At 41.0% G+C, this 21,455-nt stretch carries 18 protein-coding genes; 16 read left to right on the plus strand and 2 right to left on the minus strand.

Going from position 1 to position 21,455, the window contains the following annotated elements:
* The first annotated feature begins 53 nt into the window (after positions 1 to 53).
* The 10 genes from H6763_01700 (at position 54) to H6763_01745 (ending at position 13,825) form a co-directional block, all read left to right on the plus strand.
* A complete protein-coding gene (locus tag H6763_01700; GenBank protein MCB9803521.1) occupies positions 54 to 1,973 on the plus strand; it encodes a type IIA DNA topoisomerase subunit B in 1,920 nt (639 codons plus the stop codon).
* Positions 1,974 to 2,282: 309 nt separating this feature from the next.
* On the plus strand, positions 2,283 to 3,083 hold the full coding sequence (locus H6763_01705) for a DUF4013 domain-containing protein (GenBank protein ID MCB9803522.1): 801 nt from the start codon (positions 2,283 to 2,285) through the stop codon (positions 3,081 to 3,083).
* A gap of 141 nt (positions 3,084 to 3,224) precedes the next feature.
* Positions 3,225 to 3,644, plus strand: a complete 420-nt coding sequence (locus H6763_01710; GenBank protein ID MCB9803523.1) for a hypothetical protein — start codon at positions 3,225 to 3,227, stop codon at positions 3,642 to 3,644.
* A 173-nt stretch (positions 3,645 to 3,817) separates the two neighbouring features.
* On the plus strand, positions 3,818 to 6,793 hold the full coding sequence (locus H6763_01715; protein ID MCB9803524.1) for a DNA gyrase subunit A: 2,976 nt from the start codon (positions 3,818 to 3,820) through the stop codon (positions 6,791 to 6,793).
* Positions 6,794 to 6,960: 167 nt separating this feature from the next.
* The gene (locus H6763_01720) at positions 6,961 to 9,045 is read left to right on the plus strand and encodes a hypothetical protein (GenBank protein MCB9803525.1); all 2,085 of its coding nucleotides are present in this window, start codon (positions 6,961 to 6,963) and stop codon (positions 9,043 to 9,045) included.
* Between the two features lie 108 nt (positions 9,046 to 9,153).
* A complete protein-coding gene (locus H6763_01725) occupies positions 9,154 to 9,819 on the plus strand; it encodes a hypothetical protein (protein MCB9803526.1) in 666 nt (221 codons plus the stop codon).
* 648 nt (positions 9,820 to 10,467) lie between these two features.
* Positions 10,468 to 10,725: a D-alanyl-D-alanine carboxypeptidase family protein gene (locus H6763_01730; protein MCB9803527.1), complete on the plus strand. Its 258-nt coding sequence runs from the start codon at positions 10,468 to 10,470 to the stop codon at positions 10,723 to 10,725.
* A gap of 336 nt (positions 10,726 to 11,061) precedes the next feature.
* On the plus strand, positions 11,062 to 12,027 hold the full coding sequence (locus H6763_01735) for a transposase (protein MCB9803528.1): 966 nt from the start codon (positions 11,062 to 11,064) through the stop codon (positions 12,025 to 12,027).
* Between the two features lie 32 nt (positions 12,028 to 12,059).
* Positions 12,060 to 12,710: a hypothetical protein gene (locus H6763_01740; GenBank protein MCB9803529.1), complete on the plus strand. Its 651-nt coding sequence runs from the start codon at positions 12,060 to 12,062 to the stop codon at positions 12,708 to 12,710.
* A 125-nt stretch (positions 12,711 to 12,835) separates the two neighbouring features.
* Positions 12,836 to 13,825, plus strand: coding sequence for an IS30 family transposase (locus H6763_01745; GenBank protein ID MCB9803530.1), 990 nt, complete (start codon positions 12,836 to 12,838; stop codon positions 13,823 to 13,825).
* On the opposite strand, the gene tnpA is transcribed toward H6763_01745, so the two are convergent.
* A complete protein-coding gene (gene tnpA, locus H6763_01750) occupies positions 13,792 to 14,217 on the minus strand; it encodes an IS200/IS605 family transposase (protein MCB9803531.1) in 426 nt (141 codons plus the stop codon). The genes H6763_01745 and tnpA overlap by 34 nt on opposite strands.
* 224 nt (positions 14,218 to 14,441) lie before the next feature.
* Between tnpA and H6763_01755 the strand changes: the two genes are divergently transcribed.
* The 4 genes from H6763_01755 to H6763_01770 all read left to right on the plus strand — a co-directional run bounded on the left by H6763_01755 (position 14,442) and on the right by H6763_01770 (position 16,792).
* On the plus strand, positions 14,442 to 15,212 hold the full coding sequence (locus H6763_01755) for a hypothetical protein (GenBank protein MCB9803532.1): 771 nt from the start codon (positions 14,442 to 14,444) through the stop codon (positions 15,210 to 15,212).
* A 66-nt stretch (positions 15,213 to 15,278) separates the two neighbouring features.
* Complete coding sequence (locus H6763_01760) at positions 15,279 to 15,650, plus strand: hypothetical protein (protein MCB9803533.1); 372 nt, start codon at positions 15,279 to 15,281, stop codon at positions 15,648 to 15,650.
* 114 nt (positions 15,651 to 15,764) lie between these two features.
* Positions 15,765 to 16,502: a sortase gene (locus tag H6763_01765; protein ID MCB9803534.1), complete on the plus strand. Its 738-nt coding sequence runs from the start codon at positions 15,765 to 15,767 to the stop codon at positions 16,500 to 16,502.
* A gap of 44 nt (positions 16,503 to 16,546) precedes the next feature.
* Positions 16,547 to 16,792, plus strand: coding sequence for a hypothetical protein (locus H6763_01770; protein MCB9803535.1), 246 nt, complete (start codon positions 16,547 to 16,549; stop codon positions 16,790 to 16,792).
* 74 nt (positions 16,793 to 16,866) lie between these two features.
* On the opposite strand, the gene H6763_01775 is transcribed toward H6763_01770, so the two are convergent.
* Entirely contained in the window at positions 16,867 to 18,444 is a 1,578-nt protein-coding gene (locus H6763_01775; protein MCB9803536.1) for a glycosyltransferase, read from the minus strand.
* 87 nt (positions 18,445 to 18,531) lie between these two features.
* Here H6763_01775 and H6763_01780 point away from each other — a divergent pair, with 87 nt between their 5' ends.
* The gene (locus H6763_01780; protein ID MCB9803537.1) at positions 18,532 to 19,680 is read left to right on the plus strand and encodes a hypothetical protein; all 1,149 of its coding nucleotides are present in this window, start codon (positions 18,532 to 18,534) and stop codon (positions 19,678 to 19,680) included.
* Positions 19,681 to 20,751: 1,071 nt separating this feature from the next.
* Positions 20,752 to 21,453, plus strand: coding sequence for a hypothetical protein (locus H6763_01785; protein ID MCB9803538.1), 702 nt, complete (start codon positions 20,752 to 20,754; stop codon positions 21,451 to 21,453).
* Positions 21,454 to 21,455: the final 2 nt, after the last annotated feature.

Below are 21,455 nucleotides of genomic sequence, written 5' to 3' on the forward strand. Positions count from 1 at the left end.
TAGTGTATAATCACATCGAATGACAGAATTACATCAGCAAGCAATCAACTGAAATGGCACAAAACAAACAAACTACAAAATATGATGCGTCACAGATCCAAGTTTTAGAGGGTCTGGAGGCCGTAAGAAAAAGACCGGCTATGTATATCGGATCAACGGATGTTGTAGGTCTTCATCATCTGTTCAAAGAGATCGTTGATAATTCGGTAGACGAGGCGATAGCGGGATTCTGTGACCATATCTGGGTGATCGTGCATGCTGACGGATCACTTGAAGTTCGAGATAACGGACGAGGTATGCCAGTAGACATGCATAAACAGACTGGTGTTTCTGCATTGGAAACAATTATGACCAACCTCCATGCTGGTGGTAAATTTGGTGGAGGAGCTTATAAGGTTTCGGGAGGATTACACGGAGTAGGTATGAAATGTACCAATGCACTTTCTATCTACATGAAAACCACGGTATATAAAGACGGATATGAGTACTATCAGGAATATAAGAGAGGTATCAAGCAAAATGAGGTCACAAAAGTAGGCAAAACAGAACTTTCTGGTACGACCCACATATTCAAACCAGATGACGAGATATTTGATACAACAGAATGGGATATGGATATGATCCTCCGACAGATCAGAGCTCATGCCTTCCTGACAGGTGGGCTTAGATTTACCATCATGGATGAAAGAGCTGAAGGTAAGGCCAAAGTGTACGAATTCTTCTACGAGCAGGGTGTAAAATCCTTTGTGAACTACTTAAATCTCGATGAGAAGACTGTAGGGGAGGCTTTTTATGTACAAGCCGAAGATGAGGGCAACATTGTCGAAGTGGCACTCCAGTACAACAACAATATGGATGAGAACGTCAAATGTTACGCAAATAACATCATAAATGCTGAGGGTGGAACTCACCTAAGTGGTTTTAGAGCAGCACTTACACTTGCTATCAACGATTATGCGACTTCAAACGACCTTCTCAAAGGTATGAAAGCAAATCTTACTGGAGATGATGTACGAGAGGGTCTGACAGCCGTGATCTCAGTCAAAGTGCCAAATCCCCAGTTTGAGGGACAAACAAAGATGAAACTAAACAACCCAGATGTAAAATCCTCAGTACAGCGTGTGGTGAAAGATGCTCTCTCGACCTGGTTCAATGAACATCCAAAAGAAGCAAAGGGAATCATCGGAAAAGCCGTCCTTGCAAATAAAGCTAGGGCAGCAGCAAAAGCAGCGAGAGATGCTGTAGTACGTAAAGGCGCTCTTGATGGTGTCGGATTGCCTGGAAAATTAGCAGACTGCTCGAGCAGAGATCCAAGCGAATGTGAATTATTCATCGTAGAGGGTGATTCCGCAGGAGGATCAGCAAAGCAAGGCAGGAACAGAAATACACAAGCGATCCTACCTCTACGAGGAAAGATCATAAACACTCAAAAGTACCGATTAGACAGGGTCTTAGCCAACAATGAGATCAAAGATATCGTTACTGCTTTAGGAGTAGGTATAGGGGATAATTTAGATATCTCGAAACTACGCTATCACAAAATCATTCTCATGAGCGACGCTGATGTAGATGGTTTGCACATTACTACGCTTGGTCTGACCATACTTTTCAGATTCTTCAGACCTCTGATCGAACAAGGTTATGTATATGTCGCACAACCACCTCTATTTAAAGTCGAGATAGGGAAAGAGAAGTATTACCTGACAAACGAGCAGGAGAAGGACAAATTCGTTGCAGACGCTATCAAAGCAGGTAAAAATCCTACAGTAAACAGATTTAAGGGTCTTGGAGAAATGAATGCCGACCAACTTTACGATACGACTATGGACCCTGCTGTGCGCGTATTAAAACGTGTACAGATCGATGATGCTGAAGAAGCAGAGAAGACCTTCGAGATGTTGATGGGTGAAGAGGTGCCTCCACGAAGAAGATTCATACAGCAGTATGCGAAATTAGCTACACTGGATGTTTAGCAGTTACCCCAATCCATCATGCTCTACACAGGTTGTTTAGCAGTTGCCCCTGATCCATCATGCTCTACACTGGATGTTTAGCAGTTGCCCCTGATCCATCATGCTCTACACAGGTTGTTTAGCAGTTGCCCCTGATCCATCATGCTCTACACTGGATGTAAAACACCTTTGCAATAGGTTTTTAGCCAGTACACGCTTAGTTTTGAAGATTTGTAAAATTTTCATTTCCCATTGATGATAATTATAGTCTTGGTCGAATGGATACGGTATGATGGTATAATTATTTCATAATTTTATTATCTTTTCACAATGAGAATTGATATACAGAAGGCTTTGAAGTATATCTTCGATGATCAAGATTGGATCATGAAGGTCGGAATACTTATCGTTGTATTTGCAGTGGTCTCCTTTCTTACTCAGATCATGAATATTGGAGGTTCAGTGATTACAAATATTGGTGATACTGGGTTATTTGAGAATTCAACGATATCAGGAATAATACCTCTCATTACTCAAATGACCGTATCCGCAAGCGTTATGATAATTAGTTTGCCGGTCACTATATATATTTCAGGTTATTCATTAGAAACAACTTTAAATGTGATGAATGGTAAAGCATCACCTTTACCAGATCATAATAATTTGGGGTATAAGTTAAGATTATGGTTGGGCAACTTTGTTATCGGACTAGCTCCTAAAGCTATAACCGCGACCCTTGCTCTGATACTGATCGTTCCTCTGGCAATATTGATCAGTATTAATTGGGATTCTTCGAGTGTCGGCATTTGGGTTCTTTTGATGATATTTGCAATCTTTATTGTTGGGATAGTTGACTTTTTCATCAACTCGCTTATCAGACGTTCTATGACCTATCTTTTCCTTAAGTCTGGCTCCATTTCTGGGGCGTTTAATTTTCGGGAGGTCATGAAAATATCGAGGATGTGGTGGAAGGATCTTCTTCTGGTAGCACTTATCGGTATATTAGCGATATTTGTGATCTGGATTGTTGGAGTTATGTCGTGTTTCTTTTCATTTATTGTTTCACCTGCTTTGAATGTGCTGTACTTATTGTTTATGGCCCATTTGATAGGGCAAGTCTATTCCCGCTAACTTATAGTCGGAGGGAGATTAAAGATATGTGAGACCTGATCGTAGAGTCTTCTATTGTCCGTTGTAGATGATCCTGGCTTATGAATTTCTGCTATAAGAATGGTCTGCTAACGTATTGCATCCTGTGTTGATAGCATTCTGGTGCACCTCTTCAGGCCGAATTATTTACTGAACCCAGGTAAAAAAGCTCAACGCGGTTTTAACTGCTCAACGCGGATCCACCGGCTCAATACAGTTTCAGTTGCTCAACACAATTTCAACGGCTCAACCCGGAGCTATCAGCTCAACCCGGATCTATCAGCTCAACCCGGATCTATCAGCTCAGCTCGTATCTATCAGCTCAATCCGGTTCTACAAGCTCAGTTCGGATCCACCGGCACAGCACGTATCTATCAGCTCAATCCGGTTCTACAAGCTCAGTTCGGATCCACCGGCTCAGCACGTATCTATCAGCTCAGCTCGAGTGAAAATATTCAAACCAGGTATAACCGCTCGGATGGGATGGAACTCTTCTATATTGACGTTTTTGGGAAGATAGAGGAGAGGAGGAAGAGTCGATAAGTTCCGAATATGACGGAGTTTTGTAAAAGCTCATGACGATGCAAAAATATTCAGTAAGATAGTGCTCAAATTAAGGTATAATGCGTGAGGATATAAGCTATTTCACTTAAGCTAGGCTTTGTTGTATGATTGAGCCTGGTCAATAAGTAAGATCGAAAATTCAATAACAAATCATGGCGGAGAAAACCAAAAAGAAAGATAGTACTGTAAAAAAGGAACTATTAAAGAGGGCAGAAGTAACAGAACCTCAAGAGACTGCTGTAGAAGCAGAAGAAGATTCAACAAATGACACAAAGATCAATACTGATGATCCAAAAGAAGTAGATGTACAAGAGGCTGAAAACGATGCTGAAGCATCTGTATTGGAGACTGCAGATGGGGGAGTAGGAGAGGTCGGACAACCATTCGAAGCATATGCACCTATGTATCAACCCGGAGAGATAGTAGAAAGATCTATCGTCAAAGAGATGCGTGCCAGCTATCTAGATTATTCGATGTCAGTCATCGTAGCTCGAGCATTACCCGAATCAAAAGATGGATTAAAGCCTTCACAAAGGCGGATCCTGGTGGCGATGAATGACTTGAACCTGAATCCTTCGGCTCATTATAGAAAAAGTGCCAAGATCGCAGGTGATACATCTGGAAACTATCATCCTCACGGGGAGTCAATAGTATATCCAACGATGGTGAAATTAGCTCAAGAATTCAGTACAAGATATCCATTGGTTGATGGTCAAGGTAATTTTGGATCTATCGACGGAGATCCTCCAGCAGCTATGCGTTATACAGAAGCACGAATGGAGAAGATCACAAGCATGATGCTACAGGATCTCGAGAAGGGAACTGTCACCTTCACACCAAACTATGACGGTACAAGATTAGAACCAACCGTATTACCAACGATATTTCCAAATCTCATATGTAATGGGAGTGATGGAATTGCAGTAGGTATGGCAACAAAGATCCCTCCACACAATCTGACAGAGATAGTCACAGCATTACGAGCAATGATAAAAAAAGGTAATAAGTGGGAGGGTACAGCCATTTACAATGAATTACGCTTAGCGAGAGAAAAGGGTGAAAAGATCCCGATGACCCTAAACAGTAAACCATTGGACGTTCTTGAAAATTATGTTCATGCCAATGATGCAGATGCAGAAGAGAAGCTACAGGCTATAAAGGATCGACTGGTTTCAGATCCAGAAAATGGTGACAGTGCAGTGACATTGTACCCGGATTTTGATAGCGATATCACCCCCGACGAATTGTATGAAATGGTACCAGGACCAGACTTCCCGACAGGTGGAACTATCTACAACAAGAGCGAGATCCTAAATGCTTACTCTACAGGTAGAGGGAGGATCTTGATGAGAGCGAAAGCGACAATAGAAGACGCGAAAAAAGGCGATAAGATGAATATTATCATCACAGAGATCCCATATCAGGTGAATAAAGCAACATTAAATACTCGAATCGCTGATCTCGTTAAAGAAAAGAAGATCATAGGAATATCAGATATTCGTGACGAATCAACAAGTGACGGTATCCGAGTAGTAGTTATACTCAGATCTAACGCTCAACCTAAAACCGTACTCAACAAGTTGTATAAATATACTCAGATGCAGTTGGCATTTAATGCCAATATGATCTCACTAGTTGACCAAGAGCCACAAACCTTATCTCTAAAGCGCATGCTAGAGCTATTTCTAGGCTTTCGGATAGAGATAACTATCCGCAGATATGAATTCGACTTGGCTCAAAACCGCTATCGTGGGCATATCCTAGAGGGGCTACTTAAGGCACTCGATCTATTGGACGAAGTCATTGCGACGATCAGAGCATCCAAAACACAAGAAGAGGCAAAGGAGAATTTGATAACAAAATTCGACTTCACTGATGTCCAAGCACAAGCGATACTGGATATGCAATTGAGAAGATTAGCCGCATTGGAAAGGGAAAAACTACAGGATGAATTCAAGCAGGTGACTGAGAATATACTCGAATACAATAAGATCCTTGGAAGTACAGATGAGATCCTAAGGGTTGTGGATGAAGACTTACAGATGCTTGTAGACAAATATGGTGATGAAAGAAGAACCAAGGTAGTAAAGGGAATGGTTGATGAGATCTCGGAAGAGGATCTGGTAGCAAATGTAGAAACATTCGTGACCATAAGCCACCAAGGCTATATTAAGCGACAACCACCTGATACATTCAAGAAGCAGAAACGAGGTGGAAAAGGTGTTGTAGGAGCTACAACTAAGGAGGATGACTATATAGAACACGCCTTCTCATGCGAAACCCACGATAATCTTATGCTTTTCAGTAATAAGGGTAAGGTGTACAGCATTCGAGTATATGAGATCCCAGAATTCCAAAGGACAGCAAAGGGATTACCTATGGTCAATTTAGTACAACTTGACCAGGATGAACTGATAACAAGCGTCCTAACATTCGGTAAAGGTGGTGTCTCGGAGAATGGTGTGATGGGAGAAGATGAGATACAGGAAGAGCAAGTAGAGAAAAAGGTTGTAAGATCGAAGAGCTTCAAGTATCTATTTATGGCTACCGCAAACGGAACGGTTAAAAAGACAGAGGTCTCAGATTTCGAGAACATCAGATCCACAGGTTTGATATCAATAAAACTTGATGAGGGCGATGAATTATTATGGGTGCGACCAACGACTGGTGAGAACGAGATCATACTTGTCACACGAAATGGTCGATCTATACGATTCCATGAGAAAGATGTACGACCGACCGGAAGAGCGACTATGGGTGTGCGCGGGATCAAATTCAAGGATAAAGATGATCATTTGGTATCGATGAATGCGATCAGATCTGATGAGAACCAGCTTTTCACTCTCTCTGATAAGGGTTATGGCAAGATGACAAAACTTAAGGATTATCCGACACAGGGTAGGGGTGGGAGTGGAGTATTCACATTTCGGGTGACTGAAAAAACCGGTAAAGTTGCTGTCGCTAGAGTGATGGATCATCCTAACAGAGAGATCGTGGTGATTTCGGAGGCTGGACAGGTGATACGGTCTGAGATCACTTCAATACCAACACTAGGAAGACAAACTTCTGGGGTGAAGGTGATGTCGATGAGGGGAGATGATAGTGTCGCAGCGATGGCGATACTCTGATCCCGCTAACTTATAGTCGGATATTTTAGTAAATCTGTGAGTTCCAAATAACCAAACATCACAACCTCAACATGAGATTATTCATAGTACGAATAATCAAATATAAAAGTACACTCCTCTAAATGATGAAACGTTGCGCGCAATAATAACCTATAGTATAATTCGGTGTGAGTACTCAACATGGAGAACTGAACAAACACGTGCTTCCAGCTGACTCTGTATTGACACCTGTATTTGAACAATTAAGGACATTCAATACATCACAGAATGATGAACGAAAACACGATGAAAAAACTCGTATCTTGGTAGATATAACCTATCAACTACCTTACCTTCTTGAACATTTAGATGGATTAGTTGGATCTGAGATAGTAGCTCTTGGATATGTTGCAGATTTCCTGGAGTCCGATCCAGACTTGTTGGCTGATGCACTTAGGTCTCGACTCAATAAATATACTGGAGCACTTGTTTCTGATAAACCTAATAGCACTTCTCGTAAACAGTTAACAGATTTAGGAACTGTACTTAGGATTGCTCTACCATCGAATGGAGCTAGTAGGGTACCACCAGATTCTGACTTGGATGAAAATCATCCTCTGGACATGGTCAAGGACAGAATTTCCTCCGTATATACAAGACTAACTCGCGATTGGTTGGAAGGAATTTCACCCCATAAAAAAAAAGTCCGTGCTGTTGTATACAACCTTCTCTTCGCAGCATGGCTTTCTGAATCAGATACGGTAGTGATAAAAGTAGAAGATTTGATTGTGAACACCGTAAAAAGTGAATTAGGAGAACTGGTATCATCCGATGTTAACGCTACTAATCAGATTCTACTCAAATGGAACAAATTTCTTTCACAAGCCATAACACAAAATACATTTCAAGTGTTTCAACAGCTGAAGGCTCTTCTAGATGGAAATCTAGAAGCACGAACAAAACTAATGAACCGTAGAGGTATTGATTCAGATGCGGTTAAATTTATTGCCTCAATTTCTCAGCATATTAGAATGCTAAGTGATCTTGGGCATACCTCATCATTTACTAAAATGCTAAATCCAAACTCTTTAGAAGAAGCAGGGTATATCACCCAAGTCCTAGAGTATGTTATTGGAACTCGAGAAGCTACTCTATGGGAGCTTCTTGCATCGTATAGACCACCTCCAATAATGGCACAAGATGCAAAATTCCTTGATACAACAAGGGATTTTCAAGCCCGAGCACTGCTTGCACAATCAGTAATAGACTATAATATGTCTCGTCTCGAAAAGATTCTGGACCTAAAAAGTACACCAGAAACGTTATTAGGGTTACCTTTCAATCCCAATAATTACAATAAGCTTTTAGTAGAAAGCTTGATCATGCTATTATTTCCTACCCTTCCTCTTGCATCTATTCAAGATACATTCATGAGAGCAAAGAATGTCCGCCAGTTTAGAACTCTGATACAACATGGTACAGTTGCAATATCTCCACAAGGAGAACGGTTTACTCGAACTGAATACAAAAATCAACACCTCTTACAGCATAGGATTCACTCCTTAACAATTTATAACGCACGAGAAATTACTGATAACAAACTACCAGGAGGTTTTTTTATAATAATTATTCTTCAAGATTTTCCAACGCATAAATTTCAGATCTGGATAAATGAAATTGGTATCCCATATATTGTGACCTCACAACTTACCTCACCTATCTACACAACAAAAGCTTTAGAAGACCGCCTATTAGTGCTACTGTATGAGCATATTGCTGCAATCAAGTGTCCTAACACGACGAGATTAGCCAATGGCTCATTCCATCCGGTGACTGCAGAACAACATTCTGATTCGGATCAGCCACCCCTACGTGGACCGCATTTTCAAACTTTACAAGAAGGTCGAAGAGGCCCCTATAGACGTAGTAGACTTACAAATGAAGATATAATTAGATTGAGTGGTTCTTTAGCATCACAAGGATATCCTATGCCCGAGGATCCATTATTGGCAGTTGAGAGGTATATTACTAAGTTAAGAGTTAATGGGCATAATATCAATCATTTGATTTTTGATGAAGAGAAGTGGATCGACTCAATACTTGTGAGACTTGCTTTACTACCGGGTCTCACATATGAGGGATTCCTAGCAGCCACACAAGCTGTAAGGAATCAAGGTAGAGATACACAAGTCCAACTCTTTAGAGGATCATCCTATAGAACCCTAAGACAACAAGCTCCAAACGAGGTAACCTTAACTCGCTCTAATCAATAAGTAAGTGGCAAATGCCCTTCGATAATTGTCCTTTGCGGATGTGACATATTGATCATCATCACCCTGATTTAAACCACATATTGAATCTAATTATGTTATCATCACTCTATGAAGGAAAATCGGAGGAAAGTACTCAACGGGATCTTGAGTATATATACTTGGGTAGGGATAGCCTTACTTATTTTTGGGGTGATCGTTGTTGTGCTACCCTTAGCTCCGGGTATTGTCTATTCGATCTATCCGTCGGCATATGATAATGAGTTGGATTCACTCACTGACGAAATTCATATTGATCCAGATTCAATCGATTCAGGTGACAGAACCGACCAAGAGCTTGTTGTGGAGGCATTTCCAGCACAAGACCTCGCATTACCAACGACACCTCAACTTAAGATCACGAAAATAGGTGTAAATGGCACACTACAACAGGGTTCTAATGGTAATGATGCTCTATCAAAAGGACCTTGGATCGTTCCAGATCTTGGTGATCCTATGAACAATTACCTCCCAACAATAATTGCATCACATAGATGGGGTGGAATAGGGTGGTCATCTGAACAGCGGGAGCTACTTTCATTCAATAAACTACCTGACCTTGTAGCAGGCGACACCATACAAATTGTGTGGGACCAAAGGGTCTTTGAGTATCAAGTCATTAGGGTTGTTGAATCAACTTATATTGACGATTACAATACGGATCTGATCTTATATACCTGTAAATATCTATGGCAAAACCCGACAAGGATATTCGTGTACGCAGAAAGAAGCAATTGACCCGTGCGACAGTCATTGCAACGATTCTGTTATGTCTAACAGCCCTCGCTATGGGGGGTTTTTACATTGGTAAGAATGATGTTGGTACATCTGATGATGGTAGCTCAGATGTATTAAATATTGATGAAGTTTCTCTTAACACGGTGCTTTTCAAGGGTTGGGAAGAGGCATTAGAGAAAGACCGGATTGAAGCAGAAAAAGCTATCGAAGAAGCCCAAAATGACAGCGAAGAGGAGAAAAAATTATCCGACCAATCATCTGAACCCCAACCCGCAACCGACCCATCACCAGAGTCTCAACCTCCATCTGACACCCAACCGTCCCCCTCATCCACCAATAACTGGTGGAGCTATCCCGCGATCATTAACACTATTCCGGCATCTGCAGTGACTCTCTCGACTGTGGTAAATAAGGGTAATAAGCTTGCTTCGGACTATGTTCCACCCAATCTCACGCTCCTACAAAACATCTCGGGAATCCGCATTCCTTCGAATAAGCAAGGAACGATCTATGTCAGGTCCGAGATGATCCCCGCGCTCACACAACTAGGAGCTGCCGCCCAAAATGCGGGTATAGACCTTTCGATAGTATCGGCTTACCGCTCATATTCCACTCAAGCCAGTACCTACAACTACTGGGTTTCGTACAATGGTGGGAATGTGGATGCAGCAGACCAGGTGTCGGCAAGACCGGGTCATAGTGAGCATCAGTTGGGTACTGTTGTTGATTTTAGTACGTCTGCTGCGGGCGATGCTGTGGGAGCGGCTTTTTCACGGTACAGTGGCAGCGGCATGGTTGGCAGAGAATGCACCAACATACGGCTTTCGCTTGTCATATCCTGCTGGACAGGAGTGGGTTACAGGATATGCTCACGAGAGCTGGCATTGGCGGTGGTGGAGCGAGTAGGGGTGGATGCCTTGAGAACACAGATGAAGTGCCCCTTGAAATAGAATATGAGGTAATAACCGTTGTAAAAACAAATGTACAACAAATTGATACCCAGTAGTGTATTCTACATATGAGATCTTTTGTTTAATATATTCCTTTTCGACAGATCCTTGAGATTTGAGGACTTCCAACAATCGCAATTCCAATATAGAACCAGTAGCTATCGATAAACATGCAATTATTGGCATAATGGACAAATGCGTTGGTAAAAGTGTGTACTTCTGCTGTTGTGAAGGGGATAACTGTTAGAATATACCCTACTATGAAAAAAAAGTACTCTCAAATGTCCCATCTGTGGCGGTTCCTGCATCGGTTGGGGAGCCAATCGAAACGGGACTAAAAGATACCGGTGTGAACGGTGTATCAAGACGTTTACCAGGCAGAAAATATGGAAGGGGAATCTGTACAAAGAAGGCATTTAGGAGTTGGATCTTAGAGGGAACGACTGTCAGTTTTTTAAACAATACCGTCTTTCCGTCAGGTAGTTCAGAAAAGACACTTCGTCGAAGATTTCACGATTTTCTAGACAATCCTCCACCACCAATATATCAAAAACAACTCGTGTATGTATTTCTAAAAGCGGATGGTACTTACTGGAAGAGATGGGGATGTACCCTAGCATACAAGGTAGAACAGAAAGTCATCTTCTGGGACTGTGTAGAAAAAGAAAGATACTTTGATTACATCAGGAACCTAGGTCAAATCAGACTGAGGAACTACATAGTACTTGGAATTACTAGTGACAAGCACTCAAGTATTGTTTCTGCGGTTAAAACAATACATCCTGACATTCCACATCAGTACTGTCTGGTGCACATACAACGGAGATGTCAGACCTTGCTGACTAGAAATCCCCAAACAGAAGCAGGCCAGAAACTTTTGGAGATTGTGAAATTTGTAAACAAGATTCCAAACCATGATGAGAAGGAGATTTGGATCAGATGGCTTTTCAGATTTGAGGATAGATATTCAGATTTTATTAATCAGAGAACATATGCGACAACAGATGACGGTAAGCGTACCTGGTGGTACACCCACAGAAACGTTCGGAAGGCTTTTAGGCACCTTCGGAACTCTCTGGACAATATGTTTCTGTATTTGGATCATCCTGGACTGAGTAAAGACACCAACGGTTTGGAGGCTGAGTTTACCTATCTCAAGGAGCGCATAGGTAAGCATCGGGGACTTAATCGAGAAAGGAAGATGAATCTCGTTCACTGGTATTTTCATTTCAAATCACAAGAGACTAAAACCCCATGATCTGATATCAATTACCAACGCATTTGTCCATTATGCCCAACTATGCACTTATGACCTCATCAACACCATTCTTTGTTCCAATGGATGATGATACGAGATTGGTCAATTTTGATCCTGAGCATATAATAAGAACTATGTGTGGGTATGCTAAGATCGGTATCCTATCACCAGAGTACGATGGAACCTCTGTATTCGGAGATGATCTATACCTAGCTAACCCCTATAGAGAAGACAGATACCCGTATAAAGATCTACAACTACGCGAGATACCACCAGAAGGGTATCTTTACGGTGCTTGTATGGTGATGAGAAAGTCCGACTTGAAAAACCTTGGTTCACATCCATTTGGAGAGCCTGGAGCCTATGGGTTCCATGACATACTGATCACTGAGAAGCTTCGTTTACAGGGGTTGAAGATGGTCATTGATGAAAGAACTATTGCCCACCATGTACCTATAACCATAAGTGACCCGGAGATCTCTGCGTGGAAGAAGGAGTGCCGTGAGGGACGAACAAGAATGCCCTTCAATGAATGGAAACAGCTACATATAGATGGGAGTCCCATGAAGCACCCCTGGTTGAAGGCGAAGGATGTCGCAACAACCAGGTTCTATAACGAGAGGGTAAATGGAGCCTTTAGGAGACGACGGTCTGCAAGCAAGTTCCAGCTACTGAATACTTGAGTAGTATAGCGGTTTTCACAGCTCGAATTGGCAGCTGGATGAGCTTAGGTCCGCCACCTGACTCCGCAAACGAAGTGCACCACTTGAGTTAAAATACTTTGTATTTAACTTAAGTAAGAAAGACAGTGCATCACAAACAACTCAGCCTTGAGGAAAGGGAGAGATTGTATGCATTGCGTGAGAAAGGTATGTCCTTTAGACAAATAGCAATAAAACTCAATAGGTCTCACACAACCCTATCCAGGGAATATAAACGCAATGCTCCATATATCTACGGAGAATACATCCCCATTAAGGCACACAACAAATACTTCAAACGAGGCAAAAAACAAAGAAGAAAAGCCCCATTAAAATCTCCGGAAATACTCCTGTACGTTCGTGAAAAGCTAAGAGAGGAGCAGTGGAGCCCTGAAACCATCTCCGCAAAGTTGAAGTCGGAAACAGGGCTTTGTATCCACCACGAAACGATATACAGGTACATCTACCACAAAGATAATAGAAAGTACCAGTTGTGGAATTATCTCACATACAAGAGAAAGAGGCGACAGAAATGGAGTGGTAGATCCTCTACACGTGAAAACCGCATTAACAATGCAATTAGCATAGAGGAGAGGCCTAAAGAAATAGCCTCACGAATTGAATACGGACATTGGGAGACAGACCTAATGGAAAGTCCAAGGGGTAAACAACACTCCCTTCTTGTAAACATTGAGCGTAAGACTAGATACATTAAAATAGCCAGGATACCTAACAAAAAGGCATCTACAAATACACAGAATATGCTTAGGCTTCTTAAGAGATACAAACCTAAGACAATAACCTCAGACAATGGGTTAGAAAATGCAAAACACGAACAAATATCTCAAGAACTTAACACTAAGTATTACTTCTGTCATCCGTATAGTAGTTGGGAAAAGGGCTCGGTAGAAAACCGTATTGGTGTAATTAGGAGATATTTACCTAAAGGAACTGACTTGGCCCAGTTAAGTTTGAGGCAGATTAAATTATTAGAGAAGAACATAAATAACCGACCTATGAAATGTATGAAGCCGCTCCCGCGACCTTACGGTCGGGGTTTCGGCTATTCAAACAAAGTTTGTCCTGAATCTTCTTGACCCTGACGGATAATATATTTACGAATTACAGACTCATTTGCTTTCACTGTTGTTACAAAATATCCCTCTGACCAAATGGAATCTGTTCCCCAATACACTTGCTTCAAGAACGGGAATTTTTGCTTCAAACCTACTGCTGTGTTACTTTTCAACAAACCGACTACTTTCCCAACACGCATTGTTGGCGGAATTGATACTAAAAGATGTATGTGATCTTCATCATGGTTAACTTCCTCAATACTAACCTGTGGGTAATATTTACAAAACTCCGCCAACTTACTCTCGACATAAGCAAAAACTCCGTTATTAAATACCTTGCGACGATATTTTGTAACTAACACGATATGGTATTCACAATGGTACACACAGTGTGCGATGCGGGTTAATTTCATTCCACATTTTACAAACTACACGATTCAGGAGCAACTTCATCCCCAACCGACCTTACGGTCGGGGATTTATGCCGGAGGCGTTAAACTATTTAACACCCTTGCGGGCATTGAGAAAGGAGCTAAATATGCTATGATCCTATTCCTCAAGTGGTGCACTTCAACTGCGAATGCAGGGGATGAAGGATCTTTACCGCAATAGCCCCATAGTATACAATGTAGCTATTATGACAAGTACTATTGAAACAGTTCCAATAACGCCTTCGGACCAATGGTTCGCTGAACATGCTGTTAATTCCGAAGCAAGATATGCACAAGGACGAGTTGAACAGACCGCTGGTGTCATTGAGGTCGGATTAGAAGTCGTTGATGCTGTCGCAGATATTGGTATCACAGGAATAGCAATACCTGGTGCTGTAGATTTCTTTGATGGTTGGAGACATAAAGAAGAGGCATTAATGGCTAATTCTATGACTTATGAAGCTGCTCACAAACATGCAGTACGCGCCAAATGGGTAGGGTTAGCAAGTGCACTACCGGTAACTGTACTAGCAACTGTTATTGCAGGTTCAACACCTATTGGAATTGCTGTAGGATTAGCATTTGGTATCGCCAGATATGCATCTGGATACAGTGCACAAAGACAAATAGAGCTAGTAGGAGGAGTAGAAAGCCGAACTGTAGCACAATCTGATGCTTGGTTTACAAGTAATTCATTACGTGAACTTCCTAAAAATTTACGTTGGTTGGAAAGGTATGTAGAGCTATTTAAGGCTGGTGGATTCAGCATAAGTGCAATTGTAGCGTTAGCGTCACTTAATCCAATAGGTATACTTTATGCTTTAGCTGCAGGGTATTCGTATTGGAAATTTGACAAGAGTTTACCTCCTGTTATTGAATATTATGAAGATTTAGAAGAGAAAAGTGCTCAACTTGCAAATGTGAGTACAACACAAGGGAATCACAGAAGAGTTAATGCTAGGCCACTACCAGCATAATAGCTTATATCTAAGGGCGTTTTCATGAACAACCAACCTGAATTTACAGATATTATTCAGCAATTGATGCAAATATTTCTCATTGTAGGATATGCTGAGGCAGAAGCGAGCAATAGAGTTGTACAGTTCCTTACTATTGTAGAAGAGAAGGCTACAAAAAAAATAGTCGAACATTCCCAAAACACTGAGAAATCAACGATCTTAAGTGCAAAAGAGCACATCAATACCTCAGAATCCATTGATAACGTAGATATTGATGCTAGAAGTAACCAAATCGCAGAATATTGGCACAAAATAGCCCAAATAGTAGGCAAAGAAGACTTATTGAGCATTTACAGTTCTACATACAATGAAACCCTTGACGATTACTTAAGCACAATTGATGAATCGCTAAACAGTGAACAGAAGGCGAGGATTGGAGTGATTCTATCCAGTTAGCCAGGTGGAAGCTCGACACAAATGTAATCTAAGTTCTTAACACAAGAATAATTCCAATATATACTCCTATTAAGAGTAGTATATCAATAGATTAAGTGTGCTAGGAATATCAGCGTGAAAAAATATCAAAAAAACGTAATTCGTGCCTTTCTTTGGTTTGATCTATTTCTAGCCGGACTTGCATTGGGTGTAGCCATGCTATTTCTTTCAATACCACTTATTCCGAGCTTCTGGTATGGACTTGATCCAAATTCGACATCACGTGAATTAACTACACTCGACAGTAATATCTCTGAAGATATCGTAGCCTACAGTACTCTCACAGATATAGACACTGATGATGATATTTCCGAACCGGAGCCAGAACCGATACCAGATCCAGAACCAATTGACCCTAGACCTGAATTCAATGAAGACTTACCTAAACAAAATCGTATCATAATACCAACGCTTGGCATTGACTCAAAAATCTATGGAGGAACTGATTCAGTTAAAGCACTTAACAACGGACCATGGCTGATACCTGATTTTGCAAGACCAGATACGTTCGATGGACCTGTCATCATTGCTTCACACAGGTGGGGTGGTATTGGCTGGACTGCAGAAGAAAAAACTAAGAAATCATTCTTACTACTACCAGAGTTAAAGAAAGGAGATATAATAAAGATCTATTGGGAGCAGAGAGAGTACATATACGAAGTATACAAGAATAGTGAATCAACCGCGATAAATGATTATAACGCTGATCTCATACTATACACTTGCAAGCTATTTATACCTTCAGACCAACGTATCCTTAGCTATGCAAAACTAACTAATGCACCAAAAGAGCAATTGACAGATACCCTATAATATGCTATAATTGCAACGTAATTGAATTATTAGCTCTTTAGATCATGAAAAAAGCTTTTGCAATCGTATCAACGATTGGATTATCACTCATGACAGCTGCATCTAAGGTGTATGCCGACGGTGGAACTGGAACTTCAGTCTATGGAGTACATGATGTAACTGATGTTGATACTGCAATTGCCTTAGGTGATATTAATAAGCTTTTCTATATTGGAGTAATTGCAGCACTAATAGCAGCTATTACACTAATATCGAGCTATAAACTCACTAAAGCAATAGCAAGAAAATAAAAAAACGGCTCCGGCCGTTTTTTTTTGCATCAAAACAATTATTGAATCAAGTCTACGAAGCAAACCTCCAATGATTATGCATTCTGAAAGATGTATTTCTGTTTTTTGATACCCAATAGTGATGATACCGTTACACCATGAATACTATTCATTACAATCCTCTGGAAAAGGTATAAGTAGAACACAGCCCAAATTGTTGTAAAGAAATCAATGCTTTCACCATAGTGGAAGTATTGAGAAAATTCACCTGTAATCGATAAGAACAGTAGCATAACAACAACGAGCTGGATATATACATCCTTAAGGTACACTCCATGCTTATGAGTCTTTCTTGTCACGATGTATTTTGGTTTTCTATTTCTTCCAAATTTCAATGCCTGTAGAAATGCTCTGAAGTATACAGGGCTTAATCCGAAGAGCGTTTGGTAAGATCTGATAATACTACCCATAGATACACCTGATCTTAAGGCTCTAAGATACATAAACAGATTCATAGATAGCATATATGGACCTAAATATAAGAAGTATTCAAACGAATCAACCGATAATGGTCCTATACCAAATAGTAAGCTCATTACCGGTATAAGAGCGAAGATTATTGATGCAATGCTAGTAATATAAGCAAGACCAGGTTCAATCATATTCAATTTTTGTCTAATATTCATGCCACTTTTATCACCATAAAGCATATATCTGATTGAGTCTAAAGCCCATGTTCCCCTTTGCTTATACAAGCTTTCAATATCTTCAGGTGAGACTTGGCCAATAGCACCAACAATCGGTATAAATATACCTCGCCATCCTCTTCTCATAGCTTCGGCACCTGATTGAAAATCCTCAACTACATTCCAGATTGGGAATCCGCCAATTGAAACTAAAGCATCTTTTCTCCATACTAAACCTGAACCACATGGAAATACAGATTTAGTTTTATTTTTAGATAACATCAAACTTCTATAAAAGAATCCCTCTAAGTTACCAAATGGATCACCTGGAGTCGTTGCTACTTCCTTAATTGTTTGAACATATGCAGCATCAGTATTATGTATCAAATGCGCAAGTGCATGACGTAAGAAATCTGGGTGTCCAACCTCGTCATCAGCATCTCTAGTCTCAATATATTGAATATCCTCAAGTTCGAGCAATTTATCATAAACAGCATTAAGATTTCCTGATTTAGCTTCACCACGCCTATTTGGATCATCTTTCAGTGGCGGTTCAAAGTATAAGATATTTGCATTAACATATTGTGCATCCAAGTTATGAACCATCGCCTTTACAGCAACATCATGAGCATCATCACTTATAATCAGTACGATTTTATCTTCAGGATAGTTTTGTGTAAGTACAGATACAGCTGTCCTACGTACCATATCGACAGGTTCTTTATAAGTGGGAATTATTACACCCACAATAGGAAGTTCATCATCTTCTTCAATTAACCTAACTTCAGGAATACTAAATGAGGTGTAGTTTATAATAGCTATAAATATAGATATTGCAGCGAGTATGTTGGCCAATGCAAATAGCAAAGCCAACACTGGATTATCCCAGTTTAATGACATGAACATCCAAGAAAGGTACAATGTACCAGATACAAGGACGATTAATCCAACTATTTTGATTTCTAAATTTCTGATAAAATTATTCATATTTATACGTATGAAATTGGTTTATTTATCCTATAACCTATTATAACATGTATATACCACATATACAACCTATAGTATTATTAGCTCATGAAGACTGAAAAGATAAAATTATATATATCGCGAGTACTATTTACTTTAACATTACTGCTTTTCTCACTAACACTCGTGTATCAGATACTGGGAAGAGAGAAGAGCTATCAGATTATATCTGAGATAACTGGTATTACTCTTGATAGTAGATCAGATACTGGTGGAGTATCAGGTGGGAGTCTACTAAATCCTGTAGATTTAGATGAATACGACTTTGACGAAGAAAGTGTTACAAGCACAATCGAACTGAATACCGAGGGTAGGATAGGTCTAGGAGTTTATTTACCTGAGCTACAATATGACACTTTTGACCTGGTAGTAGCACATGAAGAAAATATAGGGCACAAGATGGAATATCTCCTCTTCTTTCAAGCATGGGATGAGCAGTATCGAGATTTTCCTACATATATTGTAAAACAAGTAGATGATTTACAGGCAACTGCGATAATAACGTGGGAGCCTTGGGAAAGGGATTTTATTAACCCAACTAGAATACAGCCAGATTATTCACTGCAATCAATTATCGACGGTGAACACGATGAATACATTGCACAATGGGCTACGGAGGCAAAGGCCTCAGATATGGATATAATTTTACGGTTCGCACATGAACAATCGACACCTGAAGGCGAATTAAACTGGTATCCATGGCAAGGCGATCCTATCCGATACGTACAAGCGTATCGGAGAATATGGAGAATTTTTGACGAGCTAGAAGTAGATAATGTTAGGTTTATGTGGAATCCAATGTGGATTCAATCAGAGTGGAGTCCAAGATATTATCCAGGTGACAATTATGTTGATATCATAGGCTTATCGGTACTAAATCATGGTACGAAACTAGGAGAAACATGGGAGAAATGGTTTACGTGCGATGAACTGCTTACAGAGCAGTACAAAGCAGCTTCAAAATATAACAAACCTGTTATCGTAGCTGAATACGGTTCTTCTGAAATAGGTGGTAATAAGGCTAGGTGGTATGAAGAATGTCACCAAGCAATGATAGACTCTCCAAATATTATAGGAGCTATTTCAATTCAGATCCCATCAGATGTTACATATCAAAATATTGACTGGAGATACAACTCTACATCCGCTTCTAGTCAGGCATATATTGATTCTATTGATGATCGTGTCTTCAAATAAACAACAGCACAGAGCACCCTATAGTCATTGACATTAGGTACTATATGTGCGATAATGTGATAGAGATATAAATCATATATCTCGCACATTAAAAACTGGTGGATTTGAGTGGAATGACTCGATGTATTCATCGGTTCACCCTCATATATATTCATCAGAAAAGAAGTGAAGATGGGAAAAATAGAATTCTCTATTTAGTTTAGTGCATTTGCAAAGTTATTCATTGAGAATTTCACCTTATATTTACTATGCTTTCTAGGAAGCTATTTGAAGATGATCTTCAGATCATCTTTTGCTAGCTTTCTAGAAGGGAAAAGAGATTTTCCACCACCTTTTTAAGGTGCGTCATAGAAAGTTCTGATTGAGCTTGCAGGGCAAGTTCTCAGAGAAGTAGGTCAAACCTAGCCCTCTCAAACTCCTACGTGGAGAACGAGTAGTGGAACAATTAGGTAAGACGGAGCTTCCAATCAGTGCGTGGTTAGCACCACGAGAAAAAGAGTGCGACTACGGTCAAACTCCAGGTAGAGGTAAGCCTCGATTCGTCGAGATACTACCTTCGTAGGCCCTTCACAGGGGTTACCTGATTAGCGATGAAACTGTCGTAATGAAATAGATAGTTTCGAACGCTCCATGGCTGCCACATATTGCAGCATGCCCTTTAGCAAGGACATGGAGATAAAACCGGCTATGCCTTATACCGAGATCCGATGATCGGTATAAGAAAGAAATACACTTAAGCCTCGCTATCATTGGCTTAAGAAACGGCTTCGGTTGACACCGACGTATCCGAGAGGAGAAATAGTCTCAGTTGGCTCGTGTTGTTCGGAAACAACTCGAGAGTTCCCGAGCGACGGGACAGCTGATAGGGCTTGATCGGTCCTTTCATCGAGCATGATGGCTCGTTGATAAAAGAGAAGTTGACACCTTACCGCATGATAGCGGATTAAGAAGCAACTTTTCACAGATCCGGGCACTCTCTAATACCAGCAATGGTATTGCCCGACACATATGCGTGAGCATATGTCGACCCCAAAGGGGAAATGAGAGAAAAAAATCGATGAGAGGTGACAAATGGAACAAGGAAATAACAGCAATGTAGGACGTTGGATTATCGGAGTCATCTTAGCTCTGATGTTGCTCTGCTGTGGGCCGATCACCTGCTTAGCCCTCACCGGCGGCGCCTTTTGGGGCGGTACGCTGATTTCAGAGGCGCAAGAAGAAGTAGTAGACTTGCCGGTGCAGAAAGTCGAACGCGAAGATGCCGGCGAAGGCTATGGCTACAATGAAGGCGATTTTGGCGGCGGGCAGAACGGTAGCGGCGACGCGAATTGCGATCAGGTGCTCGGTGCAGTCGGTGCAGAATGGCTGTTCGACGAGACGCAAGCGCAGGACGGTAGGGCAGACATGTGTGACCCCGATTCGGTCACCTTACATACCTTCCTGACGGCAAACGGTTCGCCCTATCAGTCTCTGACCAATGCGTTCTTCCCTAAAGCCGGGCATACGTTTACAGCGGCCGATTTCCGCCACCTTCAGAGTCCCGTTTCGATACACTGCTCAGGCGGCTATGATGGCCTGCATGGTGTGATTGGTATTGACCAATATTTTTGGGGTGTCAATGAAGACGCAGAGATGTTCATCGGCCAAGATGCTCCTGAGGGATGCATGGTTGTAGAATATTTCGGAGATGACTTCGTTGATGCGACCGAAAATCGGACGGATGCTCAAGAAGATTGGGTTGACCTGCGCGAGGCGCTGGAGAACAACCGGTAGAG

It is taken from the genome of Candidatus Nomurabacteria bacterium, assembly GCA_020632395.1.
In the GTDB taxonomy this organism is placed as follows: Bacteria; Patescibacteriota; Dojkabacteria; order SC72; family JAHDCA01; genus JACKFQ01.